13 protein-coding genes are annotated in these 12,767 nt (G+C 43.9%); 3 read left to right on the plus strand and 10 right to left on the minus strand.

Annotated elements, in window-relative coordinates:
* Positions 1 to 293: 293 nt before the first annotated feature.
* From ACYVGZ_RS14450 to ACYVGZ_RS14470, 5 genes are all read right to left on the minus strand, one after another.
* On the minus strand, positions 294 to 896 hold the full coding sequence (locus tag ACYVGZ_RS14450; protein ID WP_460757084.1) for a protein-methionine-sulfoxide reductase heme-binding subunit MsrQ: 603 nt from the start codon (positions 894 to 896) through the stop codon (positions 294 to 296).
* A 1-nt stretch (position 897) separates the two neighbouring features.
* The gene (msrP, locus tag ACYVGZ_RS14455; protein ID WP_460757087.1) at positions 898 to 1,884 is read right to left on the minus strand and encodes a protein-methionine-sulfoxide reductase catalytic subunit MsrP; all 987 of its coding nucleotides are present in this window, start codon (positions 1,882 to 1,884) and stop codon (positions 898 to 900) included.
* Between the two features lie 112 nt (positions 1,885 to 1,996).
* Positions 1,997 to 2,770 (minus strand): CDP-diacylglycerol--serine O-phosphatidyltransferase, encoded by a 774-nt coding sequence (gene pssA / locus ACYVGZ_RS14460; RefSeq protein WP_460757089.1) that lies wholly within the window; start codon positions 2,768 to 2,770, stop codon positions 1,997 to 1,999.
* A 15-nt stretch (positions 2,771 to 2,785) separates the two neighbouring features.
* Positions 2,786 to 4,081 carry a glutamate-1-semialdehyde 2,1-aminomutase gene (gene hemL / locus ACYVGZ_RS14465; RefSeq protein ID WP_460757091.1) on the minus strand — a complete coding sequence of 432 codons (1,296 nt, stop codon included), beginning with the start codon at positions 4,079 to 4,081 and terminating at the stop codon, positions 2,786 to 2,788.
* 66 nt (positions 4,082 to 4,147) lie between these two features.
* The gene (locus ACYVGZ_RS14470) at positions 4,148 to 5,881 is read right to left on the minus strand and encodes a chloride channel protein (RefSeq protein WP_460757093.1); all 1,734 of its coding nucleotides are present in this window, start codon (positions 5,879 to 5,881) and stop codon (positions 4,148 to 4,150) included.
* A gap of 124 nt (positions 5,882 to 6,005) precedes the next feature.
* Between ACYVGZ_RS14470 and argC the strand changes: the two genes are divergently transcribed.
* Positions 6,006 to 7,037: an N-acetyl-gamma-glutamyl-phosphate reductase gene (argC, locus tag ACYVGZ_RS14475; RefSeq protein ID WP_460757095.1), complete on the plus strand. Its 1,032-nt coding sequence runs from the start codon at positions 6,006 to 6,008 to the stop codon at positions 7,035 to 7,037.
* Positions 7,038 to 7,075: 38 nt separating this feature from the next.
* Here argC and ACYVGZ_RS14480 read toward each other — a convergent pair whose 3' ends face one another.
* On the minus strand, positions 7,076 to 7,507 hold the full coding sequence (locus tag ACYVGZ_RS14480; protein WP_460757098.1) for an Lrp/AsnC family transcriptional regulator: 432 nt from the start codon (positions 7,505 to 7,507) through the stop codon (positions 7,076 to 7,078).
* Between the two features lie 155 nt (positions 7,508 to 7,662).
* Here ACYVGZ_RS14480 and yjeH point away from each other — a divergent pair, with 155 nt between their 5' ends.
* Both yjeH and luxS read left to right on the plus strand, forming a co-directional pair.
* Positions 7,663 to 8,937 carry an L-methionine/branched-chain amino acid transporter gene (gene yjeH, locus ACYVGZ_RS14485; RefSeq protein ID WP_460757101.1) on the plus strand — a complete coding sequence of 425 codons (1,275 nt, stop codon included), beginning with the start codon at positions 7,663 to 7,665 and terminating at the stop codon, positions 8,935 to 8,937.
* Positions 8,938 to 9,007: 70 nt separating this feature from the next.
* Complete coding sequence (luxS, locus tag ACYVGZ_RS14490) at positions 9,008 to 9,520, plus strand: S-ribosylhomocysteine lyase (RefSeq protein WP_460757103.1); 513 nt, start codon at positions 9,008 to 9,010, stop codon at positions 9,518 to 9,520.
* Between the two features lie 76 nt (positions 9,521 to 9,596).
* Here luxS and ACYVGZ_RS14495 read toward each other — a convergent pair whose 3' ends face one another.
* From ACYVGZ_RS14495 to ACYVGZ_RS14510, 4 genes are read right to left on the minus strand one after another with little or no spacing between them, the layout of a single operon-like run.
* On the minus strand, positions 9,597 to 10,232 hold the full coding sequence (locus ACYVGZ_RS14495; RefSeq protein WP_460757106.1) for a LysE family translocator: 636 nt from the start codon (positions 10,230 to 10,232) through the stop codon (positions 9,597 to 9,599).
* A 41-nt stretch (positions 10,233 to 10,273) separates the two neighbouring features.
* Positions 10,274 to 11,485, minus strand: a complete 1,212-nt coding sequence (locus ACYVGZ_RS14500; RefSeq protein ID WP_460757108.1) for an MFS transporter — start codon at positions 11,483 to 11,485, stop codon at positions 10,274 to 10,276.
* A gap of 9 nt (positions 11,486 to 11,494) precedes the next feature.
* Positions 11,495 to 11,935 (minus strand): pseudoazurin, encoded by a 441-nt coding sequence (locus ACYVGZ_RS14505; RefSeq protein WP_460757111.1) that lies wholly within the window; start codon positions 11,933 to 11,935, stop codon positions 11,495 to 11,497.
* 11 nt (positions 11,936 to 11,946) lie between these two features.
* Entirely contained in the window at positions 11,947 to 12,765 is an 819-nt protein-coding gene (locus ACYVGZ_RS14510) for an ABC transporter ATP-binding protein (protein WP_460757113.1), read from the minus strand.
* Between the last annotated feature and the right edge of the window lie 2 nt (positions 12,766 to 12,767).

Genomic DNA, 12,767 nt, shown 5'->3' on the forward strand with positions numbered 1-12,767 from the left:
CGCCAGCGTTCAATCTGAGCCATGATCAAACTCTTCAGTTAAAAAAGTTTGCTTACTCAAACATCGAAACACTAACAATTTACTTAATAAAGCGAATTGACGTGTTAGACGTCTCGTAAGACTTCAGTATTTTTTGAAGCCTCCAGCGAGCGCCCACACAAATTATCTGATTATCTATTTTAAAGAGCGTTGCCGTGCCACTTAAGCGTCTCAATCTCTGTAAGAGTTTAAAGCCCTGTCCGTGTCAGCGAGGGCGTATATTAAGGATCTACAGATTTAGTGCAAGTACTTTTTTAACTTTTTGTAAAAAAGATTTTAAGAAGGGGAATTTGCCGAATTCTCAGTATTAACAAGGGGGCTAAGAACACACTTACCCACAAGGCAATAGTAATGTCGCTTTTAATTTGCCACCACAAATGCGCCAGTACCGCCATACCGACATAGTAAACAAATTGATGTAGCTTTTTCCAACGCCCACCCAGCCGTTTCATCATACTTTTCGTGCTAGTTAAAGCCATTAGGGAAAGTATGGCAAAGGCGAAAGCTCCCACATACATGTAGGGACGTTGTAATAAGTCTTGAATAATCCATTGCCAGCTTAATCCGGCATGAAATACTAGGTAGATAACCAAATGCAAAAAACTATAAAAGTAGGCAAACAAACCAACAAAGCGTCGATAACGGTTTAACACTTTAATGCTTGCAAACTTAACCAAAGGAGAAACAGACAAAGATCCGATCAAAAACACACAAGCCCATATACCACTTACTGTCATTAAAGGCTCAGCAGGATCAGGAAAGTAGCGACCACTGAATAGTGAAAGCACCATCCAATACAAAGGTCCTAAAGCAAGGATTAGTATGTATGGTTTTTCTTTCCTATCCCAAAACATCATATTAATAGAACTTCCTTAGATCCATTCCTGAATATAAGCCTGCCACTTCCTCGTAGCCGTTAAACATTTCGGTGGGTACGACATTGGGAAAAATAACGCCACCTGGTAATCGACGTTCCTGACTTTGAGTCCAACGCGGGTGATCTACCGTTGGGTTTACATTCGCATAAAAACCATATTCTCCTGGCGCAAGCATATTCCAAGTTGTTTGAGGCATGGTTTCCATAAAGCGAATCTTAACAATGGATTTAATACTCTTAAAGCCGTACTTCCAAGGCAGTACTAAACGAATGGGGGCCCCATTTTGGTTTGGTAATACGCTTCCGTACATACCTACAGCCAAGAATGCGAGTGGATGCATTGCCTCATCAATACGTAATCCTTCGCGGTAAGGCCATTCAATATTGCCACCTTTTTGCCCGGGCATTTGTTGCGGATCATATAGAGTTTCGAAATACACATACTTGGCTTTCGATGTAGGCTTAAACTGCTTCAGAACATCTGCTAGAGAAATCCCAACCCATGGAATGACCATAGACCAAGCTTCAACACAGCGTAGGCGATAAATGCGTTCCTCTAATTGCGCAGTCTTAATAATATCCTCTAGGAAAAATTCTCCTGTACGCTCCGCTTCACCTTCTACACGAATGTTCCACGGCGTTGTTGTTAAGCCTGCCGCCCTCTCTGCTGGGTCGCCTTTACCATAGCCAAACTCATAGAAATTATTGTAACTACTAGCAACATCAAATGGTGCTACTTTTTCATCTTGGCCGTAGACCGTCTCCTTAATGTTAGAGAAGGCATTCACTAAATTGACTGGCGGTTTCAGCCCATTACCAGATTGAATAGCGGCAAGTGCATTACCCGTAAGGCCAACGCCTAGCGCAGCTCCAGAAGCTGATAAAAACTGACGCCGGTTTAAATATATTTTTTGATCTGTGACTTGATGCTCAAAACTATCAGAACGCTTTTTACTTCGAATTATCATGCTCTGCCTCCATTTAGGTTACAGCATAGACTATTCCCATAAAATTTAGTTCAAAAAAAACCCTAATCGAAATTAGGGCTTTATGGTTAATTTGTCGACTTGATTTGAGCCATTATCTAAAACGTTTGGACACCAATCCTAACAAGCCCCACCCACCATAGGCACAAAACAAAACCATTAACACTAGCGCAGGTTCTAAGGCAATCAGCACTAGGGAAAATACGGATATGAGCAATACAACAAAAGAGACACGACCTTTCAGATTCAAGTCTTTAAAACTACGATACTTCACATTGCTGACCATCAGTAGGCCAACGATAGGAACCAATAAAGCCATAAGGCTAGACAAGCTTTCTGCCGCCACGCCTTTATCATTTGCCACCCAAATAATACCAGCAACAATGGCAGCCGCCGCTGGACTCGGCAGTCCAGTGAAGTAACGTTTTTCTTCCACACCGACCATGGTATTAAAACGTGCTAAGCGTAGCGCCGCACCCACGGCATAAATAAAGGCGGCAATCCATCCAACTTTGCCTAAAGGCGCCAACGCCCAAGTAAAGGCAACCAGTGCAGGGGCAATACCAAAAGACACCATATCTGCAAGGGAATCGTACTCGGCTCCAAATGCACTTTGGGTACGAGTCATTCGCGCTACTCGACCATCCAATCCATCAAACACCATGGAAATAAAGATGGCGACAGCGGCGTTGGAAAATTCACCATTCATTGCCGCAATGATGGAATAGAACCCAGAAAATAATGCTGCCGTCGTAAAAAGGTTTGGAAGTAAATACACTTCACGTCGCGGTTGCTTTTTCATACTCTCGCAGCTTGAGCCAGACTCGGATTCACCTTCAATTTGTTTTTCTTCAGTCTCAGTCGACATAACATAAATCCTTAATTATTCGCTCTTGCTCACTAATTTCGCAAAAGCACGCTTCGCAGCAGCAATAGTATAATCAATATCGGCATGGGTATGCGCTTGAGAGATAAAACCCGCCTCAAATGAAGCCGGTGCTAAATACACACCCTCTTCTAGCATGTAGTGGAAAAATGCTTGAAATTGATCAAGACGACATTCTTGTACTTGTTCAAATCGAGTGACCGATTCCGCTTCTGTGAAAAAGAATCCAAACATTCCTCCCACGTTTGCTACACAAAGAGGCACACCGGCTTCGTCTGCGGCTTCTTTCAAGCCTGTTACTAAGCGTTGTGCTTTCTCTGCCAATTGTTCGTGAAAGTTTGGCTCACTGATTTTATTTAAAACACTCAGACCAGCAACCATGGCCACAGGGTTCCCAGACAGAGTACCAGCCTGATAAACAGGACCTAGTGGCGCGATATGTTCCATGATCTCACGCTTGCCTCCAAATGCGCCAACTGGCATACCAGCACCTATCACTTTACCTAAGGTGGTTAAATCTGGAGTAATTTTGTAATACTCTTGGGCGCCGCCTAGCGCAACTCGAAAACCTGTCATGACCTCGTCGAAAATCAGTACGGCCCCAGATTGATCACAGGCATCACGCAAAGCTTCTAAAAAACCATCAACGGGTGGAATGCAATTCATATTACCCGCAACCGGCTCAACGATAATACAAGCTATTTCACTGCCTAATTCAGCAAAACACTGCTTAACACCTTCAATATCATTGTACTGAAGAGTAATAGTATGTTGAGCAAGATCCGCAGGAACTCCCGGCGAATTTGGCACGCCTAAAGTAAGCGCTCCAGAACCAGCTTTTACCAATAATGAGTCCGAGTGGCCGTGATAACAACCTTCAAATTTTACTATTTTGTCTCGCGAGGTATAGCCTCTTGCCAAACGAATAGCACTCATGGTCGCTTCTGTGCCTGAATTCACCATGCGAACCATATCCATAGACGGCACAAGCTCACACACCTTCTCCGCCATAGTAATTTCAATTTCAGTAGGCGCACCAAAACTCAACCCAAAATTCAGTTGTTGACGCACTGCGGCCAAAACATCTGGATGAGAGTGTCCTAAAATCATTGGCCCCCATGAGCCAACATAATCAACGTATCTTTTATTGTCTTCGTCATAGATGTAGGCCCCTTCTCCTTTTTGGAAAAATACTGGGGAACCACCTACACCATTAAAAGCACGCACTGGGGAGTTTACTCCGCCTGGAATACGGTGCTGTGCTTTTTTATATAAATCTTCTGATCGAGTCATTTTGTCTCATCTTTTCTGTCACACGTTTAAAGAGCCTGCACTTTCACCTTGAAAAATACAACATCTCTACTTTCGATAAACACTGCCTTCTAATAACGCCTCGTCTAATTGACGTCGGGATAATAAGCACATTGTAGAGTCTTTCGACAAGATTAACACCTGTGCCGAGGCATGCTGCTGAAACCACGCCAGCATGGTTTCTAAAGACTCTGGTTCTTCTATACAGGTAATGGTCTGCACTTGCGTTGCGAGTCCAATATCAACACCTAAAGAGTCATCGACCGGCGCTAACCAAGGCTGAGGCCCGACCGCCAAGGATTCCAAGACCTCTAGCAAACTTGAGCGCTTAACGATGTGCCAACGCCCATCTTTTTCATAGGCACAATATTCTACCATAGTTGCCGCTAAACTTTTCATTCGCTCTAAGGGCAGCGGACACTTCAGTTTTTGTACAGGGTCAGAAAGAGGCGCAACGGCTTGATGCCTTAAGTAACGGCGAATAGACGTAAATGTACCTGATAACCCCATATAGGATAACCGAGATACAAAAATGGACTCTTGCTTCAACATGAGTTTGGACAATAAGCAGGAAAGGACGATAACAAACAAAGCGGGAGCAATCACTTCCGAAGTATGGGTCATTTCGACAACGGTAAGTAACGCAGTTAAGGGGGCCTGAAAACAGGTTGCCATCATGGCAGCCATACCTAGCAAGGCAAATAATACAACGCCACCTTCTACCGAGTCAGCCACATTAAAAAATAAAGCGACTTGAATTCCTGCTAGGGCCCCAATCACAAAAGCCGGTCCAATCATCCCCCCAGGAATACCCAACCCTAGCGTCAACGCAGATAAGCCCACTTTTACTAAGATGAGAATAAATAAAGAAGCCGCAATGGCTTCACCCGATAGCAGATGATCGAGGGAGTCAAAACTACTACCTAATGCTTCTGGTATATACACGGCGACCAAGACGGTTGCTAACATTACTAAGCTAAAGCGCAACCAGATTGGCAAACCTTCAAATAACCATAACTTTCGCTGTGTTTGTGAAAACACGCCCGCCACAAAAATAATAAAAACGACTAAAGATAGATAGGCTCCAAATAACTCAGGAGTAATAAAGGATAAGCTTAGGCCACTGACGGAAACAACGGCAATAGAGCCAATCAACAATTGACTTAAATGCGTAGCAACAACCGCAGACAATAAAATAGGGAGCACATAGCGAGTACGGTATTCCAATAAAATGACTTCAAAAGCAAACAGAACCCCCGCCAAGGGCGTTTGGAAACAAGCGGCAATACCACCCGCTACGCCACAGGCTAAAAGAGTTTCGACACCATGTTGCGGAAGCTTCTTCCAACCGGCTAATTTAGCACCAAGGGTTGCGCCTATATGAACGGTTGGCCCTTCTTTACCTATTGATAGTCCACCCACCAAACCAATAATGGCGCCAAAGAATTGCACCACGGCATTGCGCCAAGGTAAGTTGCCTTGGTGGTAATTAAACCTTTCTACCACGTAGGGGATGCCTACTTTTCGCACATGAGGCGGTATCTTGCTAAATAGCAACATTAGCAAGATACAAGAAGCAACGGGTAACGCAACTCGCCACTCAAGAGATAAGGATTCAAAATCCTCACCTCCCTTAATCATTATTTGCGACAGAGGTAGATACACTAGAAAATACAGCAATGCGATGAGGCAACTACTTACGACACCACAAACCGCACCAAGTAAGGACAGCAAATACAAGTCATCACTCTGATAAAAGCGGGAAGACCAGTAACCTTTCATTAAAATTCCTTTGCCAAGCTCACCTAAACTTTCAACCTAAGGCGAAATGGGGCACTATTAATAGATAGTTGAAACATAATCCCTAAAATTACCATTTAATTGGTCAAAACAGTAGGAAAAGAAAGTGTACAAGATAGGCATAGTTGGCGGAACAGGTTATACCGGAGCAGAGTTATTAAGGTTACTTGCAAATCACCCGGAAGCAGAAGTAGTTGCAATCACTTCACGTAGCGAAAAGGGCAAGCTTGTTGCTGATATTTACCCAAACCTTCGAGGCCACTATGACCTTCGCTTCACAACGCCCAGTGTTGAAGAACTTAGCCAATGCGATCTCGTTTTCTTCGCAACACCTCATGGTGTCGCTATGGATCAGGTGCCAGAGCTAATTGATCGTGGCGTCAAGGTTGTTGACCTAGGAGCTGACTTTAGAATTAAAGACACCGTTGAATGGTCTAAATGGTATGGCATGGAACATCGTACGCCAGACTATGTGGCACAAGCGGTTTATGGTTTACCAGAAATAAATCGTGCTGCAATTAAAGGCGCACAACTTGTTGCTAACCCGGGTTGCTACCCTACAGCTACCCAACTGGGTTTAATTCCCCTACTTGAAGCTGGAATAGTGGACCCTGCACACCTAATTGCTGACGCTAAATCAGGCGTCAGTGGTGCAGGACGAGGCGCCAATGTGGGAACGCTATTGTGCGAAACGAGCGAAAGCTTTAAAGCATACGGAGTAGCCGGACACCGGCATTTACCCGAAATTAAGCAAGGCCTTCAAGCCGTAAGTAATGAGCAGGTTGAGCTCACTTTTGTGCCGCATCTGGTACCTATGATTCGTGGGATCCACTCCACCATGTACGCGACCCTTACGGATACCAGTGTAGACTTACAAGCCTTGTTTGAAACCCGTTATAAAGATGAGTTTTTTGTTGATGTGATGCCCCCTGGCAGTTTACCAGAAACCCGCAGCACCAAAGGGGCAAACTTTTGTCGTATCGCCGTTTATCGCCCTCAAGGTGGCGATAAGGTGGTTATCTTATCTGTGATCGACAACTTGGTAAAAGGGGCCTCGGGACAAGCCATCCAAAACATGAATATCATGCTGGACTTACCTGAGAATCTGGGCCTTACTGCTTTAGGCATGATGCCCTAACCAAACAATCAAAGCGAGCCTAAACGGGCTCGCGCTTTTTATCCCAAACGATCAACGCGCTTTGTTAAGCACATATGAGTAACGACCTTATCAAGGTTAGGCCAAGACTCCATATTCTCTCTAATTTCATTCAAACGCTCCATTGAAGGGGCTTGTACTAACAAGAGTAAATCTAAATCCCCACTAATAGAATGCGCCAGTACCACTTCTGGAATCGCCTCAATAAGCGGCACAACAAGGTCGCAAGATAAGGGCCGAAAAGTCAAAGCGATATAAGCATCTACCCCACCCACTTTAGGAACAGCCAGTTTAGCGTGATAACCTGTAATCACACCTCGCTCTTCCAAACGTTTTATCCGTTCTGATACCGCAGAACGCGATAAATTAACCTGCCTGCTAATATCTGAAACAGACAAACGCGCCTCTTTTTGCAGTAGCGCTAAAATGCGCTGATCGTATTGATCTGCCAACTTACCTTCCCCATGTTAACCGAACCATCAATTTAACGGACAAACCGACAAAATGCATTATATTCCCGTCAGATTGTATAGAGCAATTAGCAACAGAGCATTTTATATTTAACTTTCTTGATCGTTAGTTACAACCCATTATTAAAGAGCTCACCATGTCTCAATACCAAAAAACACTTGGACCGATCCAAGGCATCGCCATGACTGTTACCACCTTTATTGGTACCGGTTTGATGATTCTCCCCGCTATCTCAGTAACTCAAGCTGGCTCCTTTGCTTTTTATGCTTGGCTGATCACCGCGGTTATGATTATCCCAATTGCCTTTATATTCGCCTTTCTTGGTGCCAAATACCCATCAGCGGGAGGCGCCTCTCACTATATCGGTAGAGCGTTCGGCCCACTCGCAGAGAAAGCCATCGGTTGGTTATTTTTGAGTATTTTATTATTTGGTCCTGCCGTTGCCATTAAAGTCGCTGCCGCCTATTTAGGCGTCATAATCAACCAGCCCGACGGTAACCTAGTCCTGCTGAGCATTGTTACCACCCTAGGCCTTGCTCTTTTTGCTGTGGCAGGTATTCAAGCTTCGGCCAATTTTCAAACTGGCGTCGTCATCGTAATGATCTTGACCATTATTTGGTTAAGCATCATTGGCGACCTTAACGCCAGCACTGGGGTCATTCGCCTGCCAGAAACACTCGCTCACTGGCAGACCACCCTCTATGCAACAGGAGTCATTTTTTGGTGTTTTCTTGGTATCGAGGTCATGGCTCATATGGGAGCCGAGTTTAAAAACCCTAACCGGGACTTTCCTATTGCTCTGCTCGGCGGCATTGCTCTTGTGATACTTGCCTATTTAAGCCTGGTTTTACTCATCGCCTTTCATCACACCTATGGAGACGAGATCACAAACAGCCAGTCTCTCGCCCTGCTGGTCAACAAATTTGTAGGCCACACTGGTAGCCGCGTGTTTGCCTTTGGTGCTTATATTATCGCCTTTGCAAATGTTGCTATTTACATACTCGGTTTTTCTAGAATGGTGCAGTCACTTGCACAACAGCATGCCCTGCCAAGCAAGCTGGCTGGTTTAAACAGCAAGGGGACCCCTGCCAATGCAGTCTTGTTTGTCTGCTCTCTGACTTTATTATCGATTCTGTTTTCAGAACTCTCAGAATGGGAAATGGCATGGTTCATTGAGATGACCAACAGTAATTTCTTGCTCATTTACACCCTAACTTGTATTGCCGCCTACAAGTTGCTCAACGCGGCTTTCAAAGTACTGGCTGTAATGGCTCTATTGAGTTGTCTGTGTATGGCATTTTTCATTGGTTTGAATATGCTGTTTGCCATCAGCATTCTATGTCTAGCCGTCATTTATGAAGCTTGGCAAAGCCATAAAATTGCCAGCAAACACAACAAACTTAATGTATAATGCCATCACTTTATAAAATATATTTTTCGGTGCCAGACTTAGTCAGCCTAGCACCCTGCAGGAGACCAATATGCCATTACTAGATAGCTTCCGTGTTGACCATACTCGCATGCATGCCCCAGCAGTACGTGTAGCCAAAACCATGTCGACGCCGAAAGGAGACGAGATCACAGTTTTTGATTTACGCTTTTGCATTCCTAACGAAGAAATTCTATCTGAAACTGGCATTCACACCCTAGAGCACTTATTCGCAGGTTTCATGCGTGACCATCTTAATAGCGACCAAGTTGAGATCATTGATATTTCCCCCATGGGCTGTCGCACAGGCTTCTATATGAGCTTGATCGGAACCCCTTCTGAAGACAAGGTGGCGGCGTCTTGGAAAGCGGCCATGTCTGATGTACTTAAAGTACAAGCAAAGAACGACATCCCAGAGCTGAATGAGTACCAATGCGGTACCTACGAAATGCACTCTTTAGAAGAAGCACAAAAGATTGCCGCCATGATTCTAGAGCGTGATGTGAAAATAAACAGCAATGAAGAACTTTACCTTAGCGAAGAGTTCCTAAAAGAACACAGCTAAGCATTACTCACAACGAGTTATAAAAAAGGTGGCTACGATGCCACCTTTTTTTTATAGCTAATTGATGACTGCTGCATTAACTGGCGCTTTTGACTCCAAACAGACTGATCCCCATACCCACAAATAAGCCTCCACTGATACGCTGGAACCATTGTACCCGCCTATTATCTGATAAAAAGTGTTTCGCTTTTTTGCCAAGATACCCATAGGTAAATAATGATAAGAAAGAAAACAGCATAAACATACCAGTCATGATCATAAACTGAGGAAGAATTGCTTGCTCGGTAGTCAAAAACTGTGGGAATAACGCCGCAAAGAAGATGATGGGTTTAGGGTTAGTCACTGCCACAACAAAGCCTTCTCTAAAGTAACGCCCCATAGAGTGACTCACCTGACATGGCGAAGACTGAACACCAAGCATTGCATTAGGCTTAGCACGAAATTGCTTTATGCCAAGATAAACGAGATAGACTGCTCCCACCACTTTGACCAGAGTAAACAAAGAGGAAGACGCCATTAACACAGCACTCAGACCACTGATCGATAAGCTAGACAATATGAGTAAGCCGAGAATATTACCTAGCGCCGCCGCCACGACACGTCGAGTACCGTGCAAAGCGCCATTGTAAATAGCCAGAAATACCGCAGGGCCTGGGCTAATAATATAGAAAAAGGCTACCGCGCAATAAACAATAAATATCTCTACACTCATGTCTACCTCCCTAATGACAACACTCAAGCATTAGCTTTACTTTAAGATAATTTTACGACTTGACGATACAAGCCCTGACCTGTGAAAAGACCAATAATTGCAAAACCACACCAAATCCATTGACTATTCAGTGAGTCTAATGAAAGTAACCAACCAACTCCTGAATTGCCGAAAAAAGCAGCCAAACCACCAACACAAGAATACAGCCCATAATAACTTCCTAGCTCTGCTTTACAGCAAAATTTTGCCACATGCGAACCAAGCAAGGGGAGCAGTATCATAGAGCCAAGACTAAAACATATGGCAAACAGAATAAAACGTCCCCATGCTAGTAATTCTGACTCTAACAAAAAGAATAGAAAGGACACTCCCATCAATATCATGCCCGCCCGCATTGCCTGCGCACTTCCAATGTTTTTCTCAATCCAACGAGAAATCGGCAGTTGCATGCTAATGGCTAGCACAGAAGATGTCATAAACACCCAAGTAATTACCTCAGCTCCTTGACCGCTCACTCTTACTTGATAAGGCAAAGCTAGGTATAACTGGTGAAAAAACAAATGAAAACCACAGGCAAAAGCAACAAATAGCATAAAGCTTCGATTAGCAAACATAGAGAGCCATTGTTGCCAAAACAAAGACTTTTTGCCCGTCCGTTTTTCTTGTTCAGACAGATCTGGCAAATACCGCCACTGAGTAACAAACAGAAGTAAAAACAAACCGGCAGCGAGAGTACCAACCCAGGCAAAGCTAATCGAAAAAAGTGCCACGCCCAGTAATGGACCTAAGAACATCCCTGCTTCACTAGTCCAGTTTTGCATTGAAAAAATTCGGTCACGAGCACGTTGATTTGGCGCTTCATGAGCCAAGTAAGCATTACTTGAGGGCGTAAATAGAGCCCCTGCAAACCCTGTTAAAAACGCACCTAACAGAATCATAGGAAGACTCGTCGCCACTCCCAAAGCTAAAAAGCCAGCGACTCGAACCAGACAACCAAGCAGGATCAAACGCTTATAGCCAAGGTAGTCACCTAAAGTGCCCCCCACTAGAAACAACCCTTGCTGACTAAGAACACGAAGACCGATTACTAAGCCTACGTGCCATGGACTTAGCCCTAGTGACTGTTGCAAGTGATCAGCCAAGTAGGGCAACAACATGTAAAAGCCCAGATTAAAGGTAAAACCGTTGATCACTAAGACTCTACTACCAGTAGAAAGGCTTGACCAATCTTTGATCAAATGGCGAACTTTCATAACTCTAACTTACAATTTATCTAAAATTTTATCCGCACGAGCTGGATTCAATGAAATTTTTGATCGCAGGCGGGGGTATTTTTGCTCGATAACCTGTTGGTTAAGGGCTTCCCCTACCTTGATAACACCTATCATCCCCATGATTAAATGCGGGGGGCAATAATACAAATGCACGCCTTGTTGATTAAGGCTCAAGGTATACTCTTGGTTTAATTTAGAAGACCAAGCTTGCTCTCCTTCTGGCACTACGTAAGATTTTGCATTATGTCCTGATTGGGCTGGTATAAAAGTTACCGTATCCCCTACTTGAGCTTCAATATAAGAAGGCTCAAATACCATAGACCCCTCTTCACCATAATTGAGCATTTTAATTTGCCAATCTTTAGCAAACACAACAGAAGGAACAAATACAGCCAGTAGTGCTGCCATCTTAATCATTTTTATCAACATGTTTAATGCCTTTATGCAGGGACTTTAACATTTAATGAGCCTGAACCCGTTACTTGTGTAGACAAAGAGTGTCTGTGAGTTCGTACAAATGGCACACCAGTAGCATCTAATTGCACATCGCCAGCCACACCATAAACATCTTGAACCAGTTGTGGAGTGAGAATATTTTTTGGGCGCCCCTGGGCAACCAACTGGCCATTTTTAAAAACCAAAAGGTTATCTGCATATTGCGCAGCCAAATTCAGATCATGCAAAATCATTAGCGAGACCCAGTTATTACTCTTAGTTTGCAGGTCTAAATGATTTAACATAACTTGCTGAAAGTGAAGATCTAAGGCACTGACAGGCTCGTCTAACATTAAAATACGTGGCTTTCTCATTAAGGCCTGTGCAAATAACACCATCTGGCACTGCCCGCCACTTAATGTTCTGACATCACGATTTGCAAGATGTAATAGCCCTATTTGCTCTAAGGCGTGTAGCGCTTCTTCTAGCAAGCTGTCACCAAGCTTTAAGGACAAAGCATTAAGTTGCCCTAATAACACTACCTCTAATACACTTAGCCCCACATCTAAACGAATGTCTTGGGGCATGTAACCGAAATGACTGCGCCACTCAGTGGTATTTTGCTTGGTAAGCGGTGTTCCAGAAAAAAGAATCTCACCTTGCTGGGGCCGAATATCGCCAAATATGGTTTTTAATAAGGAGCTTTTTCCTGTCCCATTAGGACCTATGATCACGTGAGTTTGACCTTGTGGCAGGGTAAAACTCATGTTGTCTGCCAGTACTAAATCATCAAAGGCTAATGTTAATCCTTTTACTTCTAACATAT

The organism is Marinomonas epiphytica (assembly GCF_054780655.1).

Bases quoted from the DNA above. Each gene is read 5' to 3' on its own strand.
- pssA (WP_460757089.1), bottom strand. From the start codon at position 2,770: ATGTCGACTGAGACTGAAGAAAAACAAATTGAAGGTGAATCCGAGTCT.
- hemL (WP_460757091.1), bottom strand. From the start codon at position 4,081: ATGACTCGATCAGAAGATTTATATAAAAAAGCACAGCACCGTATTCCA.
- luxS (WP_460757103.1), top strand. From the start codon at position 9,008: ATGCCATTACTAGATAGCTTCCGTGTTGACCATACTCGCATGCATGCC.
- ACYVGZ_RS14470 (WP_460757093.1), bottom strand. From the start codon at position 5,881: ATGAAAGGTTACTGGTCTTCCCGCTTTTATCAGAGTGATGACTTGTAT.
- ACYVGZ_RS14505 (WP_460757111.1), bottom strand. From the start codon at position 11,935: ATGTTGATAAAAATGATTAAGATGGCAGCACTACTGGCTGTATTTGTT.
- msrP (WP_460757087.1), bottom strand. From the start codon at position 1,884: ATGATAATTCGAAGTAAAAAGCGTTCTGATAGTTTTGAGCATCAAGTC.
- ACYVGZ_RS14500 (WP_460757108.1), bottom strand. From the start codon at position 11,485: ATGAAAGTTCGCCATTTGATCAAAGATTGGTCAAGCCTTTCTACTGGT.
- ACYVGZ_RS14510 (WP_460757113.1), bottom strand. From the start codon at position 12,765: ATGTTAGAAGTAAAAGGATTAACATTAGCCTTTGATGATTTAGTACTG.
- ACYVGZ_RS14495 (WP_460757106.1), bottom strand. From the start codon at position 10,232: ATGAGTGTAGAGATATTTATTGTTTATTGCGCGGTAGCCTTTTTCTAT.
- ACYVGZ_RS14450 (WP_460757084.1), bottom strand. From the start codon at position 896: ATGATGTTTTGGGATAGGAAAGAAAAACCATACATACTAATCCTTGCT.
- yjeH (WP_460757101.1), top strand. From the start codon at position 7,663: ATGTCTCAATACCAAAAAACACTTGGACCGATCCAAGGCATCGCCATG.